Origin of the sequence: Papillibacter cinnamivorans DSM 12816 (assembly GCF_900176335.1) — a bacterium.
Taxonomy (GTDB): Bacteria; Bacillota; Clostridia; order Oscillospirales; family Oscillospiraceae; genus Papillibacter; species Papillibacter cinnamivorans.
Genome location: NZ_FWXW01000002.1, coordinates 179,086 through 197,336, shown reverse-complemented (window position 1 = coordinate 197,336; position 18,251 = coordinate 179,086). Strand labels below are relative to the sequence as shown.

The 18,251-nt window shown below is 58.0% G+C and carries 17 protein-coding genes; 15 read left to right on the top strand and 2 right to left on the bottom strand.

What is annotated here, in order from left to right:
• The first annotated feature begins 78 nt into the window (after positions 1 to 78).
• The 3 genes from B9A13_RS03795 to B9A13_RS03785 are packed head-to-tail and all read left to right on the top strand — an operon-like array spanning position 79 to position 4,038.
• A complete protein-coding gene (locus B9A13_RS03795) occupies positions 79 to 2,331 on the top strand; it encodes a DNA internalization-related competence protein ComEC/Rec2 (protein ID WP_084233728.1) in 2,253 nt (750 codons plus the stop codon).
• A 43-nt stretch (positions 2,332 to 2,374) separates the two neighbouring features.
• The gene (holA, locus tag B9A13_RS03790; protein ID WP_084233727.1) at positions 2,375 to 3,418 is read left to right on the top strand and encodes a DNA polymerase III subunit delta; all 1,044 of its coding nucleotides are present in this window, start codon (positions 2,375 to 2,377) and stop codon (positions 3,416 to 3,418) included.
• Positions 3,415 to 4,038, top strand: coding sequence for a ribonuclease M5 (locus B9A13_RS03785; RefSeq protein WP_084233726.1), 624 nt, complete (start codon positions 3,415 to 3,417; stop codon positions 4,036 to 4,038). The genes holA and B9A13_RS03785 overlap by 4 nt, the downstream gene beginning before the upstream one ends.
• Before the next feature lie 677 nt (positions 4,039 to 4,715).
• Here the strand turns inward: B9A13_RS03785 and B9A13_RS03780 are convergent.
• Complete coding sequence (locus B9A13_RS03780) at positions 4,716 to 4,961, bottom strand: hypothetical protein (RefSeq protein WP_084233725.1); 246 nt, start codon at positions 4,959 to 4,961, stop codon at positions 4,716 to 4,718.
• A 291-nt stretch (positions 4,962 to 5,252) separates the two neighbouring features.
• Between B9A13_RS03780 and B9A13_RS03775 the strand changes: the two genes are divergently transcribed.
• On the top strand, positions 5,253 to 5,537 hold the full coding sequence (locus B9A13_RS03775) for a DUF6514 family protein (protein WP_084233724.1): 285 nt from the start codon (positions 5,253 to 5,255) through the stop codon (positions 5,535 to 5,537).
• A gap of 419 nt (positions 5,538 to 5,956) precedes the next feature.
• On the opposite strand, the gene B9A13_RS03765 is transcribed toward B9A13_RS03775, so the two are convergent.
• Entirely contained in the window at positions 5,957 to 7,645 is a 1,689-nt protein-coding gene (locus tag B9A13_RS03765) for a glutamine--tRNA ligase/YqeY domain fusion protein (protein ID WP_084233722.1), read from the bottom strand.
• 62 nt (positions 7,646 to 7,707) lie between these two features.
• On the opposite strand from B9A13_RS03765, the gene B9A13_RS14395 reads away from it, so the two are divergent.
• The 11 genes from B9A13_RS14395 (at position 7,708) to B9A13_RS03710 (ending at position 18,240) form a co-directional block, all read left to right on the top strand.
• Positions 7,708 to 8,238, top strand: coding sequence for an ArsR/SmtB family transcription factor (locus B9A13_RS14395; RefSeq protein ID WP_242942767.1), 531 nt, complete (start codon positions 7,708 to 7,710; stop codon positions 8,236 to 8,238).
• Entirely contained in the window at positions 8,231 to 9,091 is an 861-nt protein-coding gene (locus B9A13_RS03755) for an NAD(P)/FAD-dependent oxidoreductase (RefSeq protein ID WP_084233721.1), read from the top strand. The genes B9A13_RS14395 and B9A13_RS03755 overlap by 8 nt, the downstream gene beginning before the upstream one ends.
• Before the next feature lie 13 nt (positions 9,092 to 9,104).
• Entirely contained in the window at positions 9,105 to 9,431 is a 327-nt protein-coding gene (gene trxA, locus B9A13_RS03750; RefSeq protein WP_084233720.1) for a thioredoxin, read from the top strand.
• Between the two features lie 314 nt (positions 9,432 to 9,745).
• A complete protein-coding gene (locus B9A13_RS03745) occupies positions 9,746 to 12,373 on the top strand; it encodes a valine--tRNA ligase (protein WP_084233719.1) in 2,628 nt (875 codons plus the stop codon).
• The gene (locus B9A13_RS03740) at positions 12,370 to 13,650 is read left to right on the top strand and encodes a bifunctional folylpolyglutamate synthase/dihydrofolate synthase (protein WP_084233718.1); all 1,281 of its coding nucleotides are present in this window, start codon (positions 12,370 to 12,372) and stop codon (positions 13,648 to 13,650) included. Before B9A13_RS03745 ends, B9A13_RS03740 begins: the two co-directional genes overlap by 4 nt.
• 105 nt (positions 13,651 to 13,755) lie before the next feature.
• Positions 13,756 to 14,061: an STAS domain-containing protein gene (locus B9A13_RS03735; RefSeq protein ID WP_084233717.1), complete on the top strand. Its 306-nt coding sequence runs from the start codon at positions 13,756 to 13,758 to the stop codon at positions 14,059 to 14,061.
• Positions 14,062 to 14,152: 91 nt separating this feature from the next.
• Entirely contained in the window at positions 14,153 to 14,596 is a 444-nt protein-coding gene (gene spoIIAB, locus B9A13_RS03730) for an anti-sigma F factor (protein WP_084233716.1), read from the top strand.
• A gap of 1 nt (position 14,597) precedes the next feature.
• The gene (locus B9A13_RS03725) at positions 14,598 to 15,302 is read left to right on the top strand and encodes a sigma-70 family RNA polymerase sigma factor (protein WP_084233715.1); all 705 of its coding nucleotides are present in this window, start codon (positions 14,598 to 14,600) and stop codon (positions 15,300 to 15,302) included.
• A 367-nt stretch (positions 15,303 to 15,669) separates the two neighbouring features.
• The gene (locus B9A13_RS03720; protein WP_084233714.1) at positions 15,670 to 17,025 is read left to right on the top strand and encodes an MATE family efflux transporter; all 1,356 of its coding nucleotides are present in this window, start codon (positions 15,670 to 15,672) and stop codon (positions 17,023 to 17,025) included.
• 78 nt (positions 17,026 to 17,103) lie between these two features.
• Entirely contained in the window at positions 17,104 to 17,697 is a 594-nt protein-coding gene (locus B9A13_RS03715; RefSeq protein WP_159448016.1) for a GNAT family N-acetyltransferase, read from the top strand.
• A gap of 87 nt (positions 17,698 to 17,784) precedes the next feature.
• On the top strand, positions 17,785 to 18,240 hold the full coding sequence (locus tag B9A13_RS03710) for a VanZ family protein (protein WP_084233712.1): 456 nt from the start codon (positions 17,785 to 17,787) through the stop codon (positions 18,238 to 18,240).
• Positions 18,241 to 18,251 lie beyond the last annotated feature (11 nt).

Here is an 18,251-nt window from a genome sequence, read left to right as displayed (position 1 = left end):
AAGGCGGAACGATAAGCCGAGGGAATCTCATATCCCGATGAGATTCCCTTTTTCTAAAATGGGGGGTGAGAGGAAACCATGCGGAAGCTGGCGATATTTGCCTTTTCCTTTTCCGCTGCGGTTTTTCTCGCCCAATATTTCGGCGGGATGGTTCCGCTTCTGCTCGGCCTCGCCGCCGGAGCCGTCTCCTTTTTCATGAAACAAGAGGGTCGGCGGCTTCGGACCATCCTTCTGCTGGCGGGATTTTTTGCCGGGCTGGGGTACAATACGCTCTACGCCCGGATTTTTCAGGAGCCGGCCCGGGCTTTGGACGGGCAGGTGAAGGAAATCACCGCCGAGGCCGCGGACTACGCCCAGAAGACGGGCTACGGCTCAAAGATAACGGTGCTGCTCCTGGGGGAAGGGAGTGGGAAAATCCGGACCGTTCTCTACGGAGACGAGAGTCTTTTAGAGATCCAGCCGGGGGATAGGATCGAGACCAACGCCAGGCTTTCCGTCTCCTTTTTGATTGACGATACGGATGTTACCACCTTCACCTCCCGGGGAGTGTTCCTCCTGGCCTACCAGAAGGGGGAGGCGACGATCCTTCCGGCGGATTCCATACCGATCCGATATTATCCCGCGGTGATGGCAAAAAAGCTGGGCGGGACCATGGGGGCCATATTCGGGGAAGCCGAGGCTCCCTTTATGAAGGCGCTTCTCCTGGGGGACAGGGGAGAGCTTTCCGATCCCTTCTCCTCGGCCCTCTCGGTTTCGGGACTGTCCCACACGGTGGCGGTCTCCGGCATGCACATCGCCGCCCTGGTGGGTTTTATCCTGCTGATTTCACGCAGACGGCGGCGGGCGGCGCTCTTTGCCATTCCGCTGATTCTGCTTTTCATGGCCGTGGTGGGGAACACCCCCTCCGTGGCGCGGGCGGGGATCATGCAAATCATGATCCTTCTGGCACCCGCGCTGGGGCGAGAGGAGGACCCGCCCACCACCCTTTCCTTCGCCCTGCTGCTGATCCTGCTGCAGAATCCCTTCGCGGCGGCGGGGATCGGGCTTCAGCTCTCCTTCGCCGCCATCGCCGGCATCGCGCTCTTTTCTCCGAAAATCTATCTGGCCATAGAGGGGAAGAAGGAGCGGGAAAAGGGCCTTAAGAGAAAGGCCGTCCGGTTTCTGGCAGCCAGCGTTTCCAGTACCCTGGGAGCCATGGCTTTCACCACCCCGCTGGTCGCCGTCTATTTCGACACCGTCTCTCTGGTGGCGCCCATTGCCAACTTTCTTTGCCTTTGGGCGGTCTCCTTTGTCTTTGTGGGAGGGCTCATCGCGACTCTTGCCGGCCTTATCTGGCTTCCCCTGGGAACCTATCTGGCTTTTATCGTGTCTTTGGGAACGGACTACCTGCTGTTTCTCATTCCGCGCCTTGCTAAGTTTCCCTTCGCGGCGGTCTATACCGTGAGCGTATATGTGAGAGTATGGCTGGTTTACGTTTATCTGACACTGGGACTGTGCATTCTGGGCAGAGTCAGGAAACGGGGGCTGCTCTTGTTCGGCTCCGCCGCGGCCGTGGGGCTGTGTCTTGCCGTCCTGCTTCCGTCCGTTCAGGCGGGGAGCACGGAGCTCACGGTTTCCGCCCTGGACGTGGGGCAGGGAGAGAGCATCCTGTTTACCTCCAGGGGAACCTGCATGCTGGTGGACTGCGGGGGAAACAGTCCGGACGACCCGGGGGACACGGCGGCGGAGCGGCTTGCCTCCATGGGCCGGAGCAGGCTGGACCTGCTGGTGCTGACCCATTACGATTCAGACCACGTGAACGGACTTCCCGTTTTGCTCTCCCGGATGGAAGTAACCCGGCTGCTGGTGCCGGACACGTATGACGACGCGGGTGTCCGGGAAGAGATTCTGTCTTTGGCGGAAGAGGCGGGGACGGAGGTCCTTTTTGTCACCGAGGACACGATACTCCGGTTCGGGAACGCGGAGGCGACGGTATTCGCACCTTTATCGGGAGGCTCGGACAACGAGGCGGGACTGGCCGTTTTGTGCTCCGCCGGGAGCTTTGACGTGCTCATCACCGGGGATATGAGCATAAGCACGGAGGAAAGGCTCCTGCGGAACAAAACGCTCCCGGACATCGAGGTACTGGTGGCGGGGCACCACGGCTCCAAGAATTCCACCGGCGACGATCTTTTATCGGAGACGGACCCGGAGATCGCAATCATATCGGTTGGACGGAACAGCTACGGGCATCCCGCGGAGGAGACTCTGGAGCGTCTCTCCCGGCACCAGGTGCGGATCTTCCGGACGGACACGATGGGCACCGTGACGGTAAATGCGGGAGAGAGCTGATCTCGGTTCGAGCCTGAAAAAATGCGGAAAGGAGGGGATTTCCATGGCGAAAACAGGGGCGGACCAGGCTGGGTACAGGAGGCTGAGAAGGGCCGTAAGCGACGGGGACATCGGAAAGCTTTACGTATTTTACGGGGAAGAGGACTATCTCCGGGACTTTTGTCTGGGCGAGATGAAAAAGGCCCTGGTGGAGCCGGGCATGGAGGAATTCAACTTCCGCAGGCTCCAGGGGAAGAACCTCACCCTCCGGGAGCTGAATGAGGCGGTGGACACCTTTCCCATGGGAGCGGGAAAGACCTTCGTCACGGTGAGCGACTACGATCTTTTCAAGGCGGGGGAGCAGAAGGAGGAGCTGGCGGCGTTTTTATCCGATCTGCCGGACACCTGCTGCCTGGTCTTTCTCTACGATACTTTGGAATATAAACCGGACGCCCGGCTGAAGCTTACAAAAACCATCCGGGAGAAAGGCGAAACGGTTCAGTTCTCGCGGCAGGAGCAAAGCGACCTGGTGTCCTGGATCCGCCGCCGCTTCAAAGCCATGGACAAGGAGATCGACGGCAAAAGGGCGGAATATCTCATCTTTCTGTGCGGAGGGCTTATGACCGGACTGGTTTCCGAAATCGAAAAGGTGGGCGCATACGCCAAGGGCAGGACGATCACCAAAGAGGATATCGACGCTGTGGCCACCCCGGTGCTGGACGCGGTCGCCTTTCAGATGACCGACGCCATGGCCGAGCGGGATTTCGACAAGGCGGCGGGCATCCTGGGGACGCTTCTCAAAATGCAGGAGCCGCCCGTGCGCCTGCTGGCGGTGATCGGGCGGCAGATGCGGCAGCTGTATTCGGCGAGGCTCGCCCTTGACACGGGAAGGGACGCGTCGAAGCTCATGGAGCTGTGGGGAATGCGCTCTTCCTATCCGGCCCAGCTTCTTCTCCGCTCGGCAGGGCGGTTTTCCACGCCCTGGTGCCGGAAAGCGGTGCGCCTGTGCTGTGAGGCGGATCTGGCCATGAAGAGCTCTTTCGGGGACAGTGAGGATATCCTCAAGCTGCTGATTCTGCGCCTGGCCCAGAAGGAGGCGGAGGCGTGATCCGAGTAAGCGAGGTCATCGTGGTGGAGGGTCGGTACGACAAGAACACTCTTCGGCAGCTGGTGGACGCCACCATTATCGAAACCTCCGGTTTCGGGATTTTTTCCGACGAGGAGAAACTGGGGCTTTTACGGAAGCTGGCCCAATCCCGGGGGATCATCGTCCTCACCGACAGTGACGGGGCGGGCTTCGTCATCCGGAACTATCTGAAAGGTGCGCTCCCTGCCGACAGGGTGAAGCACGCCTACATCCCGGATATTTCCGGCAAGGAACGGAGAAAGCGCCGGGCGGGCCGGGAGGGCAAGCTGGGCGTGGAGGGCATGGAGAGCGGCGTTCTTCTCCGGGCGCTGAAAGCGGCGGGGGCCACCTTCGGCGAGGCGCCTCCGCGGGAAGAGCGGGGACGGGAAATCACCCGGGCGGACTTATACGCAGACGGGTTCTCCGGCGGGAGAATGAGCGGGGAGAAGCGGCGGGAGCTGCTTCTCCGGCTGGATCTGCCCGAGCATCTGAACACGAAGGGCCTTACCGAGGTGCTAAACGCCCTCATGAGCTATGAGGAATATAAAAAAGCCGTTTCGGAGCTGGGAGAAGAGCTTTCTCCCACCGAAGGGGAGCTTTGAAAGACGCTATTCGCCGCCCCCTTCCCTTTGGGAAGGGGGATTTTCTGTTTTTGTGGGGATTTGATACATTTAACAACTATGAGATAGACTATGAGAGGTTTAGATGGGAGCTGCGCGCTCCCCGCTGGGGGTAACTTTTTGTTTCTGCAAAAAGTCACCAAAAACAGACCAAGAGGCTTTGGCCTTTTGGATCTCCGGAGGTGGGTGCTTCGTAAGCGCTCTTAATGACAGATTGACTATCGGCAGTTTCGAACGCACGAACAGCTCTATGTCCATAGGTCTGTTTTTCAGCCCGCCATCGGAGCTCTCCGGGTTTTGGTTTGTGGGGCTTATTGGGTCTGCGAAAATATAGCTTATTCGACGTTTAAGAAGATTTTTGATTCGAAAGTTTCCTGGCATTTAAGACATTTCGGAATTCCAATGATTTTGGACGCTGCTTAAAGTGTTATGTTAACCATTCTGCAAAAGTTCGATTTGCAGCTCTTCTTCAAAGATTAAACAAGACGTATGGTTGTCCCCCGCCGGAGGCGGGGGACAACCATACGTCTTCACTTGTTGTATCAACATTTTTATTGAAGTCCAGTATTATGAAATTTTGACGGGAGAAGGAAAGTGACTGATTATAAATGCCGCGGCATTTTAAGTCAGTCACTGATTTTTATTATTTTTCCGGGGTGTTATTTGCTTCTTTTTCTCAGCTGCTCTTCCAGGATCGCCGTGCCCAGGACCGTTTCCAGGAGGATGACGAAGGAGAGCTGAAACATGAGCTTTGCATATTCATGAAGCGTATATGTATCCACCGCCAGGGGACCCGCGTACAGGCGGATGACGATGGTGCACAGAAGAAGAATACAGGTGAGCTGCATCCCTTTTTTCATTATAAAATATGTAATTTCGTGCATCGCCTCAAGGCTTCGGAGCATACGTTTCAGAATGGCTTCCTCCCTTCGGGCAGGATAGTATTATAGTAACATGTCGAAAAAAGTAGAAGCAATATTAAAATAATTCCATTCTACCGCGATAAATTTGTAATATTCCGTTTTATATCGACACATAACTACAAATTACGACCTACTGCGACAAGTATTCAATACATACCGTATTAAATCCTTTTGCCGTGTCGAATTATGCGAAATTTGAATCTGTCGGCCTATCCAAAATTATGGCATAATACCATTACAGTCTGCAATATCGGAGGATTGAGAGGAAAATGCATGAGGGAATTGTTATTCACCAGCAAAGAGGCGGAAGCAGAAGGAGGGATAAAATATCGCTTCGATTATTATATGCTGATTGAGGAAATCTCCGGGGGAAACGATCTCCTGTGCGAAAATTACGGCGTCAAAATCGCGTCGCCGGATCAAGATGGGGATGTATTGGCTATCGGAAACATCACCATGAGCGTACGTGGGATCGAAACGCTTCTCAAGCTGCTGTCGGACAATTTTGTGACACCGGTATCCCTGCCCTACGTTGTGGAAGACTGGCTTTCCAATTAGGAGAAGAATGCGATGAATTATGAAACGGACAGAGTCGGCTGCCGCAGGCGGAGCGGTTTGCAGACTGGCCGAAAGTCACCCGCGCACGGGCTCTGAGGCGATTAACGCGGTACTACGGAATCGAGGGGATTCCAAAAAACGGCGGAATGAAAACGTGGAAAAATGCAAATCGGAAGCTCAATGCCCCGGCTGCCGAAGGATCGGCAGCCGGGGCATTGAGCGTTTCCCCCCGAAAATCCCTGCTATCCGACAGGAACGGGCGGGATGAGGACGCATTTCTGAGGGCACTCAATCTACAAAAGATTTTTGCAGGCGGCGAGCGGAGGAGAGGGTTTTTCGGCAAGCTGAAAGCCAAAGGAAAACTCCCGCCGGCTTTCAGTTGATGATTCATTAAAAAGTTTCTCAACGGTCAATATGGATTACTCGGGCTTAAAGCTGTCCTTCAGGGACACGGAACGGTTAAATACCGGGGCGCCGGGACGACTGTCTTTGCCGTCGGGGCAGAAGTAGCCCTGACGCATGAACTGATAGGAGCCTGCGGCACAGGCGCCCAGGCTTTGCTCCACCTTGCAGCCGTCCAGCACTTCCAGGGAATTGGGATTCAAACACTCGAGAAAGTTATTGTCCGCTCCGTCGGGGTCCATATCGGTGAAAAGGGAATCGTAGAGCCGGATCCGGGCATCCACGGCGGTCTTTATGTCCACCCAGTGGATGGTGCCTTTGATCTTGCGGCCGTCGGCGGGATTACCGCCCCGGCTCAAGGGATCGTATTCGGCCAGAACCTCGGTGACTCGTCCGGATTCGTCCTTTTTGCAGCCAGTGCACCGGACCACGTAAGCGCCCTTCAGCCGTACTTCGTTGCCGGGGAAGAGGCGGTAGTATTTTTTTGGGGGTTCCTCCATGAAGTCGTCGGCTTCGATCCATACCTCCCGGGAGAAGGACACCGGGCGGGTACCCTCCTCGGGGTATTCGGGATGGTTTTCCACCTCGAAAAATTCTTCTTTTCCCTCGGGATAATTGGCAATCGTCAGCTTCACAGGGCGAAGAACCGCCATGACCCGCCGGGCAGTACGGTTCAGGTCCTCCCGCAGGCAGTGCTCCAGAAAATCGCGCTGAACAATGCTGGCGGCCTTGGAAACTCCTATCCGCTCACAGAAGTTGCGGATGGAGGCGGGGGTATATCCCCGGCGGCGGAGACCGCAGAGGGTGGGCATTCTGGGGTCGTCCCAACCGGACACCAGGCCCTTTTCCACCAGAAGCCGCAGCTTGCGCTTACTCATGACGGTATAATTCATGTCCAGACGGGAAAACTCGATCTGCCGGGGTTTGGCCACAGTGTCTATATTGCGGATCACCCAGTCGTACAGGGGCCGATGGTCTTCAAACTCCAGGGAACAGAGGGAGTGTGTGATCCCCTCCAGGGCGTCCTCTATGGGATGGGCATAATCATACATGGGATAGATGCACCAAGCGTCCCCCGTCCGGTGGTGAGAGGTGTGATTGATGCGGTAAATGGCCGGATCCCGGAGGTTGAAATTGCCGGAGGCGGGGTCGATCCTGGCCCGAAGGGTCATGGCGCCGTTTGGAAACTCGCCGGCGCGCATGCGGGCAAAAAGATCCAGGCTTTCTTCAACGGGCCGGTCCCGGAAAGGACAGACGGCGGGGTGGGTGAGATCGCCCCGGCATTCTTTCATCTGCTCGGGAGAAAGCTCACAGACATAGGCCAGGCCTTTCCGGATGAGGCCGATGGCAAACTGATACATCTGCTCGAAATAATCCGAGGCATAGTAAAACCGGTCGCCCCAGTCAAAGCCCAGCCAGCGGATATCCTCCCGGATTGCGTCGACGTACTCCACGTCCTCCTTGGTGGGATTCGTGTCGTCCATGCGGAGGTTGCACAGTCCGCCGAAGCGCTCCGCCGTCCCAAAATCGATGCAGATGGCCTTTGCATGTCCGATATGCAGGTACCCGTTGGGTTCCGGGGGAAACCGGGTGTGCACGGTCAGGCCCTCAAAGCGACCGCCGGGGGCAATGTCTTCCGCGACAAATGCGTGTATGAAATTGACGTTTCCCTCCAGGGTATCAGGGGTTTTCACTTCTTCTGCCATACGGTCCACTCCTATGCTGTTGCTTTTCCGGTACATGCCGCGCCGGCAGTATCGACAAGCATATGACGATTAAATATTATACCTCATTTATTGAAAAAATGAAAAGGGATGTTCGAATTATTTTCGGGATTTTCGTCGGCGCCCTCAAAATAAATGTAAAATTTTCATTTTTCCATGCTCTTATAAAATTTTTTATTGCAATATTAGAAAATTTAAATATAATAAATTTATACAAGCGCCGCAATCCAATACTTAACAGCAGGGTGAGGATTATGTTGGAGGATAAGCACGTTTATGAAGATAAAGCGGAATTGCTGAAGGCAATCGGGCATCCCGTGCGCCTTTGCATCGTGCAGAGAATCATGGAGAAGGGGAGCAGCAATGTTTCCGGGATAGAAACCTGCATACCCAGCTCACAGTCGAGCATTTCCCAGCATCTGACCCGGCTGAAGGCAGCGGGAATCGTCCGCGGGGTCAGAGTGGGCAATGAGATCCATTATGAAATCTGCAACGATGAAATAGTCCCCATTATCAAAGCGATCTTTGAATCCAAAGGGGCAGTATTCATAGAAGGAGGTCACGACGATGACTGATATAGCAATTATCGGCGGAGGTCCGGCAGGGCTTTCCGCCGCCATCAACGCAAGGATCCGGAACAAAACCGTCCTGCTGGTCACCAACGACTACAAGGACAGCTATCTTGCCAAAGCAGAGCGGGTGGACAACTATCTGGGGCTTCCCGGCCTCGGCGGACAGGAGCTTATGGAGCAGTTCCGGAAGCACGCGGAGAGCCAGGGAGTGGAAGAGGTCAACAAACGGGTGATCAGCGTCATGCCCATGGGAGAGAGCTTTTTCCTCAGTTACGAGAGCGAGGTGGCGGAAGCAAAGACCATAATTCTGACCACCGGGGTCGTACCGGCGGGCAAGCTCCCGGGAGAGGGAGAGTTTCTGGGGAAGGGCGTAAGTTACTGTGCCACCTGCGACGGCATGCTCTACCGGGGCAGAAAGGTCGTCGTGGTGGGAAAATCGGCCGACGCGGTGGAGGAAGCCAATTACCTGCATGAAATCGGATGTCAGGTGACCTTTGTGGCCGACAAGGAGGGGACCCGGGGACTTGCCGAAGGAGTGGAGCTCGTTACGGCCAAGCGTCTGGAGATCCGGGGCGACAAGGCGGCCGAGGCCCTGATTGCGGACGGGCGGGAGATCCCCGCCGATGGCATTTTCATCCTGCGCCAGGCCATTTCGCCCCAGGATATCATGCAGGGCATCCAGGTGGAAAACGGCAGCATTGTGACAAACAAGCGCATGGAGACCTCCATACCGGGAGTGTTCGCCGCGGGAGACTGCACGGGAAGGCCGTATCAAATCGCCAAAGCGGTGGGCGAGGGCCAGGTAGCGGCGCTCTATGCCGCGGAATACATCGATAAGATGAAAAAAGAAAACTAAGGAGGGCCATAAAATGGCAAACGAAAAGGCAGTGCATCTGAACGAAAAGAGTTTTGACGAGGTAATTCCCCAAAATAAGGTGGCTCTGGTGGACTTCTGGGCGTCCTGGTGCGGACCCTGCCGTATGGTGGGCCCCGTGATCGAGCAGCTGGCCGACCAGTACAACGGCAAAGCCCTCATCGGCAAGGTCAATGTGGACGAAGAGTCGGAGCTGGCGATGCGGTATCAGGTGATGAGCATCCCCACCGTGATCCTGTTCCGCAATGGCAAGGAGATCGCCAGGGAGGTGGGGGTCATGCCCAAGGACAAATACGCCTCGCTGCTGGAAGCCAATCTGTAAACAAAGCGGGCCTTCTGCGACACCGCGCCGGGGCTGTCCCGATATGCCGTCGGCATACCGGGACAGCCCCGGCTTGCCGATTCCGGACGATTTGTGCATACAGGGGGAGAATCCGGGCGCAGAAGGGGAGCGCGGGGCGGAAAGTGTTGCATTTTCAGATGGCACATGGTAGACTAAAGTCTGCCGAATCCGGAGAAAATCGGGATGGGAAGCGCGCATCCGCGCAGGCGCAGACCGGCATTACGCCGCGGCGCAGCCATTGGAACGGACCGCTCGGTTTCCGGGAGTACGGAATAAATCTGGGAGTGAAGGAAATGCCGAAGGAACTGCCAAAAGTCTACGATCCCCGCGAGGTGGAGGATCGGATTTACGATATGTGGATGAAAAGCGGAGGGTTCCGGGGCGTCATCGACCCGGAGCGGAAGCCTTTCACCATCGTGATCCCGCCCCCCAACGTTACGGGACAGCTGCACCTGGGGCACGCCTTTGACGAAACCCTCCAGGACATCCTCATCCGGACCAAGCGGATGCAGGGCTATGCGGCCCTTTGGATCCCGGGGACGGACCACGCGGGTATCGCTACCCAGATCAAAGTGGAGGAAATGCTCCGGAAGGAAGGCATTACCCGGTACGATCTCGGCCGGGAGGCCTTTCTGCAGCGGGTATGGGCCTGGAAGGAACAGTACGGCAACCGCATCATAGAGCAGCTGAAAAAGCTGGGCTCCTCCTGTGACTGGGACCGGCTGCGCTTCACCATGGACGAGGGCTGCTCCCGCGCCGTGCGGGAGGTCTTCGTGACACTCTACCAGAAGGGACTCATCTACAAGGGGAGCCGGATCATCAACTGGTGTCCCCACTGCACCACCGCGCTTTCCGACGCGGAGGTGGAATATAAGGAAAAACCCAGCCATCTTTGGCACCTTCGCTATCCGGTGAAGGACTCGGAGGAGTACGTGGTGGTGGCCACCACGCGTCCGGAGACCATGCTGGGGGACACGGCGGTGGCCGTACACCCGGAGGACCCCCGGTATCAGCACCTGGTGGGAAAGACGGTGATTCTGCCCCTGGTGAACCGGGAGATCCCGGTGGTGGCGGACGAATACGTGGATATGTCCTTCGGGACAGGCTGCGTCAAAATCACGCCCAGCCATGACCCCAACGACTTTGAAATCGGCCTGCGGCACAACCTGGAGTCGGTTCTGGTACTGGACGACAATGCGAAAATCAACGAAAACGGCGGGAAATACCAGGGCATGGACCGCTACGAGGCCAGGCGCGCCATCGTCTCCGACCTGGAGGCCCTGGGCCTCGTTCACAAGATCGAAGACCATGTCCACAACGTGGGAACCTGCTACCGCTGCGGCACCGACGTGGAGCCCATCGTATCCGCCCAGTGGTTCGTGAAGATGCAGCCCCTGGCCGAGGAGGCCATCCGGGTAGTGCAGGACGGGGAGATCCGCTTCGTGCCCGACCGGTTTTCCAAGATTTATATCAACTGGATGGAGAATGTCCACGACTGGTGTATCTCCCGGCAGCTCTGGTGGGGACACCGGATCCCGGCGTTCTATTGTGAAAACTGCGGCCATATCACGGTTTCCCGGGAGGACCCGGACCGGTGCGAGGTCTGCGGCGGGCCGGTACACCAGGACGAGGACGTGCTGGATACCTGGTTTTCCTCCGCGCTGTGGCCGTTTTCCACTTTGGGCTGGCCGGACAAGACGCCGGAGCTCTCCTACTTCTATCCTACGGACGTGCTGGTGACGGGGTACGACATCATCTTCTTCTGGGTGGCCCGGATGATCTTTTCCGGCATGGAGCACATGAAGCAGATCCCCTTCCACACGGTATTCATCCACGGCCTGGTGCGGGACGAGAAGGGGCGAAAGATGTCCAAATCTTTGGGCAACGGCATCGACCCCATCGAGATGATCGAGACCTACGGGGCGGACGCCCTGCGCTTCAACATCGTCACCGGGAACAGTCCGGGCAATGACATCCGCTTCTATGTAGAGCGGTGCGAAGCCATGCGGAATTTTGCCAACAAGATCTGGAACGCCTCGCGCTTTCTCATGATGAACCTCACCATCGATTCCTGCCGGCTGCCGGAGTGCCTGGAGCTGGAGGACAGGTGGATCCTCTCCCGCCTTAACGGCCTCATTGCCGAGGTGAGCGAGAATATCGAGAAGTTCGAGCTTGGGATCGCCGCGGGAAAGATTTACGATTTTATCTGGGACACCTACTGCGACTGGTATATCGAACTGTGCAAGCCGCGCCTTTCTTACGAGCGGACGACGGAAGAAAAAGAGAGGGCCCAGCAGGTTCTCTGCTATGTGCTCACGGAGCTACTCAAGCTCCTGCACCCCTTTATGCCCTTTATCACGGAGGAAATCTGGCAGGCGCTGCCTCACGAGGGAGACATGCTCATGACCTCCCGGTGGCCCCAATTCCGGGAGGATCTCCGCTTCCCGGAGGAGGAGCAGAAGATGGAGCTCATCATGGACGCCATCCGGGCGGTGCGTGCCCGCCGGGCGGAGATGGGGGTTCCGCCATCCCGGAAGGCAAGGCTTATTCTGGTGACCGGACAGGCGGAAACCTTCGGACAGGGGAAGGATTTCATCCGGAAGCTGGCCTTCGCATCGGATCTGGATATCACCGATCAAGCGCCGGAGGACCTCAAGGGGCTTATCTCCGCCATGACCCACGAGACGAGGATCTTCATCCCTCTTGCCGAGCTGGTGGACATCGAAAAAGAGCTAGAGCGGATCGAGAAGGAACGGCGGAAGACGGAGCAGGAGATTTCCAGACTGGAAGCCAAACTGAACAATCCAGGCTTTACCGCCAAGGCGCCGGAAGCGGTGGTGGCGGCGGAGCGGGATAAATTCGACAAGCTCAGATCCCTTCTTGAAAAGCTGGACGAGAGCGCCCGGCAGATGCGGCAATGAGAACGGAGGAGGAGGCCCTCCGGTACATCCACGGGTTCGGGCGTTTTTCCGGCACGCCGGGCCTCGGCCGGATCCGGGCCATTCTGTCGCGCCTGGGTAATCCCCAGGATTCCCTCCGGTATGTCCACATCGCCGGTACCAACGGAAAGGGCAGCACCGCGGCCATGACGGCCGCGGCGCTTTCTTCGGCGGGGCACCGGACGGGGCTGTACACCTCGCCTTACCTGGAGAGCTTTCGGGAACGGATCCGGATCGGGGAGGAAACCATACGGCCGGAGCTTCTGGCGGAGCTCACGGGGGAGGTTCGGGAGGCGGTGGACGCCCTTCTGGCGGAAGGGATGGAAGCACCGGGGGAATTCGAGGTTACGACAGCCGTCGCCTTTTTGGCATTTTTACGGCAAAACTGCGACATTACAGTGCTGGAGACGGGGCTGGGAGGGCGCTTTGACGCCACCAACGCAATCCGTCCGCCCCTGATTGCCGCCATTACCTCCATTTCTCTGGACCATACAAAAGTGTTGGGAGACACTGTGCCGGAAATTACCCGGGAAAAGTGCGGGATCCTGAAGACCGGATGCCTGGCAGTGGCAAGTGCCGACCAGCCCGCAGAAGCCATGGAGGTAATCCGACGGGACTGCGATGCAAAGGGTATCCCTCTTACAGTGCCTGATTTAAAAGAACTGGAGATGCTGTCTGCGGGACCTTCGGGCTCGGAGATCCGGTACCGGGGAGAATCCTTCCGAATTCCCCTTATGGGTGGGCACCAGGTGTGTAACGCTCTGACCGCCCTGGAGATCCTCCGGTGCCTGAACGCCGCAGGCGTTCCGGTTTTTCCCGGAGCCGCGGCGGAGGGGATCGGCAGAGTGTACTGGCCGGGGAGGCTGGAGTATTTTCCGGGGGAACCGGGAGTGCTGCTGGATTCCGCCCACAATCCGGGGGGAGCGGCGGCTCTTGTCGCTGCGCTGGACTCCTGCTTTCCGGGGACACGGCCCGTAACCGTCATGGGGATGTTCGCCGACAAGGACTACGGAAGGTCTATTTTTCAGGTCGCCTCCCGAAGCAGGATTTTTATCGCCGCGGCACCGGAGGGACCCCGGGCGCTCCGGGCGGAGGTCTGCGCCGCCGCAGCGGCCCCATTCTGCGGGGATGTCCGAGTCTCGGAGGATCTGGAGGCCGCTATTAAGGAAGGAAGGCGGCTGGCCGGCGGGAGAGGACTTCTTCTCATCTGCGGTTCCATCACGCTGGCGGGCAAAGCCCGAACATATTTGCGGGGCTGACAGAAGCTGGCAAAAATTGACAGATATAATACGATATAATTCACCGTGTATTGAGCCGATTGGCTCACAACACGGTGAATTTTTGCGTTCGGGAGGGAAATAACGATGCACGTTACCTATACATGCAAGGATGGAAACGCGAGAATCCGGCTCCTCGGCGAGATAGACCATCACGCGGCCCGACAGATTTCGGCGGAGATCGGGAGGATTATCGACACCCACCTGCCCCGGTCCTGCACGCTGGACCTGTCGGGCGTCACCTTCATGGACAGCTCCGGGATCGCGGTTCTGCTGCGCGCCAAGAGACGGGCGGAGGAGATCGACGGCAGTTTTTCAGTAGAGGGAGCGGGACCCCAGATCAAGAGGGTGATGCAGACCACGGGGCTTGCCCGGCTTATTTCCATCCGGTGATAACCGCGGATTCTGCCGCCGTTCGCCCGCCCGGGCGCGGGCGAACGGACTGAAACAATACGTAAAACGTTACGCAAGAGGAGGAAGCCAAATGAAAGCGATCAACTACATATCCGTTACCTTTCCCAGCCGTTCGGCCAACGAGGCCTTCGCAAGGACGGCGGCGGCCTGCTTCGCAGCGCAGCTGGATCCCACCCTGGACGAGCTGGGGGATATCAAGACGGCGGTGAGCGAGGCGGTGACCAACTGCATCGTCCACGCCTACCCGGACAGCCTGGGGAAGATCACTCTGAAGGGAAGAATCCTGGAGGGGGGTATTGTGGAATTCGTCATCCGCGATTGGGGCCGCGGGATCGCAGATGTTACCCAGGCCCGAATGCCCATGTACACCACCGGGGGCGAGGAGCGCTCCGGCATGGGTTTTACCATCATGGAAAGCTTTATGGACAAGCTCCGGGTGCGCTCGTCGGTGGGGAAGGGGACCACCGTCGTCATGCGCCGGAGAATCGCCTCCCGCTCGGCGGGACGGGACTGAAATGTCAGCCCCGGATACCATGCCTCTCCTGAAGGCAGCCCAGGAGGGCGACAACGCCGCCTGCGAGAGGATGCTCCGGGAGAACGCGGGACTCATCTGGAGCATCGTCAGGCGCTACTGCGGCCGGGGAGTGGATTCGGAGGATCTGTACCAACTGGGATGCCTGGGGTTTCTCAAAGCGGTGCGGGGATTCGACGCCTCCTTCGGGACGCAGTTCTCCACCTATGCGGTTCCCAAAATAGCCGGGGAGATCCGGCGGTTTCTCCGGGACGACGGAACCGTGAAGGTGGGCAGGGGCGTCAAGGAACGGGCGCAGACCATCCGATACGCCCGGGATAGGCTGGAGCATGCCCTGGGCCGGGAACCCACCCTCTCGGAAATCGCGGCGGAGACCGGTCTTGCCGTGGAGGACATCGCCGTAGCGGAAATCGCCACGGGAACGGCGGAGTCCCTGCAGCAGGAGGTGGGAGAGGGCCTGACCCTGGAAAACCTGCTGGGGACGGAGAACATGGAGGATAAAATTGTGGAGAAGCTGGCCCTCCGGGAAGCCATCCGGGCGCTTCCGGAGCGGGAGAGGATGGTGATCCTCCTGCGCTATTTCAAATCTTTGACTCAGGATCAGGCCGCCCGGGTCATGGGGGTCTCCCAGGTTCAGATCTCCCGGGTCGAGCGCCGGGCGGTGGAGATGCTGCGGGAACATTTCTGAGACCGTCGAAAAACTATGTTTTCCGACGGGAACGGGGGCAGAATCGCGCCTTTGCGAAGGCGCGCAAAGTATGCCTTGCGATCCCGCAAAACATTGGGATTTCTTTTTTTGCGGATTCCGATTACGGAGCCGGGCGAAAAATCCGAAAAGCTTTTCGCCGGTAGCGGGCGGACGGGAGAATTTCTTCGGCAGCCCGAGGCGGAAGGGAAACCTTCCGCCTTTTTTCCTGCGGTTCTTTCCTGAGAGACAAAATTCGCGATTGTGCGCGTCTTGGAATTGCGTTTTGCTGAAAAGCGCATTATAATACTCTCTATTGGACGGATTTGTCAGGCAAGAGAACGGATGGAAGGGCAGCGGTATCATCGGTATGAAGTATCAGCTTCTGCATCAGAGCACAGAGGAGCGCATGGAGCTGATCCTCCGCGGCAGCATCTCCAAAACGGTGCTGCTGCTTGCTTTTCCTACTCTTATGATGTCTTTGGTCCAGTCGCTTCTACCCCTTACCGACGGGCTCTACATCAACAATTACTCCGGTTCCATTTCGGCCAGCGCGGTCACGTACGGCGAGCCGGTGATCAACCTTGTGATCGGCATCGCCCAGGGGCTGGGCGTGGCCGCCATGGCGCTCATCGGGCAGACCAACGGCAGGGGGGAATATGAAAACGCGCGGCGGATGGCGGTGCAGATCACCGCTTTCACCATGCTGCTGTCTTTCATTGCCGTACCGCTTCTCATCGGGGCGGCGTTTCCCATTTCCTGGCATGTAACGCAGGAGATCTCAGCGGGCGTATTCCGGTATCTGGCCCTGTATTCCGCCGTTCTTCCCTTCGCCTTCTTTCAGACCGCCTTCAACGCCATCCGAAACGCCATGGGACACCCTGAGGATACCTTCATACCGGCCCTGCTGCTTCTGGCTTTCAAGACGCTGTTCAATTATGTTTTTATCGCATGGCTGGGTCTGGACATTTTCGGATGCGTGCTGGCCTCCTGGATTTCCGAGCTTCTGATTTCCCTGTGGATGTTTTATGTTCTGTTTCTGAAGAAAGGCCCGGAACGGCTGAGGCTGAAGGGCTTCCGGTTTGAGCGGGAACTGACGGCCGTCCTGGTGCGCCTGGGCATCCCCACCATGCTCTCCAACCTCACCATGAGCCTGGGCATTTTCCTGATCAACAACGACGTGCAGAAATACGGCGCGGTGGTGCTCAACGGCGCCGGGATCGCGAGCAATATCACCGGCGTCTGCTTTATCGTACCGGCCGCCTTCGGCGCGGCGGTGACCACCATGGTGAGCATGAACATCGGAGCCGGGCAGCCGGAAAAGGCAAAGCACGCCTGCACCGCGGCTTCCGGCATGAGCATCGTCACGTCCTTTATCATGATCGCGTTTCTCATGTCTTTGGGCAATGTCCTTACGGGATGCTTCACACGGAACCCGGAGGTTTTGGCGGTGGCCGTTCCGGCTCTTCACACCTATGCCTTCTCCATCATCGGTTTCGCGGTCTGCCAGGTTCAGCTGGGCGCCTTCGTGGGAATGGGACGGACGCGGATGCCGCTTCTCATTGGATTTCTCCGTATCTGGCTCATCCGGATGATCTTCATCTGGTTTACGGAGCCGACCCTGGGAGTGTACGCGGTGTTCTGGGGCAACCTGTTTTCCAACTCCGTGGCGGCGGTGCTTACAACGGCAATGGTGCTGCGGACGCGGTGGCGTTCCGTAATCTGAACGAGGAACGTCCATCCCGCCGGAGGCTAAAAGGCGCGGGGGTCCGGCCCGATTCCCCACGCATCAGGAGGGCATACTGTGAAAGAATATACTGAAATACTGGAGCGGCACAAGGTGCTCTGCACCCAGCGGCTTATCCTGCGGCCGTTTACCCCCGACGATCTGGAGGATGTTTTCGAGATGGCCTCCGACGAAGAGGTGACGCGGTATCTGACCTGGGAGAAGCACACACGGCGGGAACAGAGCATGGCCAGCATCCAAAACTATTACATGACTCGCCCGGGAATCTACGCCATCGAGCTGAAGGAGAGCGGAAAGTGCATCGGCTGCATCGACCTGCGCCCAGAGCCCGCCCACGAGAAAGCCAGTTTCGGCTATATGCTCAACCGGAGACACTGGAACCGAGGGTATATGACCGAGGCGCTGGACGCTGTTCTGGCCCTGGCGTTCGGACCGCTGGGCATGCGCCGGGTGGAGGGGTCCCATTACGCGGGCAACGAAGGCTCCGGCAGGGTAATGAGCAAATGCGGCATGCTTTACGAGGGCATGGGCCGGCAGGAGGTCAAGGAGCGGGGCTTATTCTGGGACCTGGTGCACTACGGGATCCTGGCGGAGGACTACCTGGACGGACGGGAGCGCACCTGCGCGGCGGCCGGCTGCAGCACAAAATAGGCCGGATATCCTCCGGCCTTAAACAGACTGAAAGGCCCCTTTTCCCACAGGAAAAGGGGCCAAAAGAATCCGAAAGGCAACTGCGGTATGAAAAAAGCAAGACGGGCGCTCCTGGGCGCCGGATTTGCCCTCTATGGGGGGATCATGGCGTATCTCCTGTTCTGGGCCAGAGGCGCGCGGACGGGGACACCCTTTTGGGAATACGCGAGAGCGACCACCAATCTCGTACCCTTCCGAACGATAAGGGCGTATGTCCGGGCGCTGGAGACAGGCCGTATCAGCCCCATTATTCCCCTCTATAACCTGGCGGGAAACTTCTTCCTGTTTATCCCCCTGGGGTTTTTTCTTCCTGCCTTTTTCAGGCGGGCGGAGAAAACGCCGGGATTTATCCTGTGCGCCGCCGCGCTTTTTCTGGCCGTGGAGACGCTGCAGCTTGTCACCCGGCGGGGGAGCTTCGACGTGGACGACATCATTTTAAACCTGGCGGGAGCGCTGACGGGCTATGTTCTGTACCGGATGTTCAGAAAAGGGCGGAGCAGCTGAAACGGCGCGAG

Bases quoted from the DNA above. Each gene is read 5' to 3' on its own strand.
- B9A13_RS03735 (WP_084233717.1), top strand. From the start codon at position 13,756: ATGCACGTTACCTATACATGCAAGGATGGAAACGCGAGAATCCGGCTC.
- trxA (WP_084233720.1), top strand. From the start codon at position 9,105: ATGGCAAACGAAAAGGCAGTGCATCTGAACGAAAAGAGTTTTGACGAG.
- B9A13_RS03775 (WP_084233724.1), top strand. From the start codon at position 5,253: ATGAGGGAATTGTTATTCACCAGCAAAGAGGCGGAAGCAGAAGGAGGG.
- holA (WP_084233727.1), top strand. From the start codon at position 2,375: ATGGCGAAAACAGGGGCGGACCAGGCTGGGTACAGGAGGCTGAGAAGG.
- B9A13_RS03755 (WP_084233721.1), top strand. From the start codon at position 8,231: ATGACTGATATAGCAATTATCGGCGGAGGTCCGGCAGGGCTTTCCGCC.
- B9A13_RS03795 (WP_084233728.1), top strand. From the start codon at position 79: ATGCGGAAGCTGGCGATATTTGCCTTTTCCTTTTCCGCTGCGGTTTTT.
- B9A13_RS03765 (WP_084233722.1), bottom strand. From the start codon at position 7,645: ATGGCAGAAGAAGTGAAAACCCCTGATACCCTGGAGGGAAACGTCAAT.
- B9A13_RS03745 (WP_084233719.1), top strand. From the start codon at position 9,746: ATGCCGAAGGAACTGCCAAAAGTCTACGATCCCCGCGAGGTGGAGGAT.
- spoIIAB (WP_084233716.1), top strand. From the start codon at position 14,153: ATGAAAGCGATCAACTACATATCCGTTACCTTTCCCAGCCGTTCGGCC.
- B9A13_RS03740 (WP_084233718.1), top strand. From the start codon at position 12,370: ATGAGAACGGAGGAGGAGGCCCTCCGGTACATCCACGGGTTCGGGCGT.
- B9A13_RS03720 (WP_084233714.1), top strand. From the start codon at position 15,670: ATGAAGTATCAGCTTCTGCATCAGAGCACAGAGGAGCGCATGGAGCTG.
- B9A13_RS03780 (WP_084233725.1), bottom strand. From the start codon at position 4,961: ATGCTCCGAAGCCTTGAGGCGATGCACGAAATTACATATTTTATAATG.
- B9A13_RS03725 (WP_084233715.1), top strand. From the start codon at position 14,598: ATGTCAGCCCCGGATACCATGCCTCTCCTGAAGGCAGCCCAGGAGGGC.
- B9A13_RS03710 (WP_084233712.1), top strand. From the start codon at position 17,785: ATGAAAAAAGCAAGACGGGCGCTCCTGGGCGCCGGATTTGCCCTCTAT.
- B9A13_RS14395 (WP_242942767.1), top strand. From the start codon at position 7,708: ATGACGATTAAATATTATACCTCATTTATTGAAAAAATGAAAAGGGAT.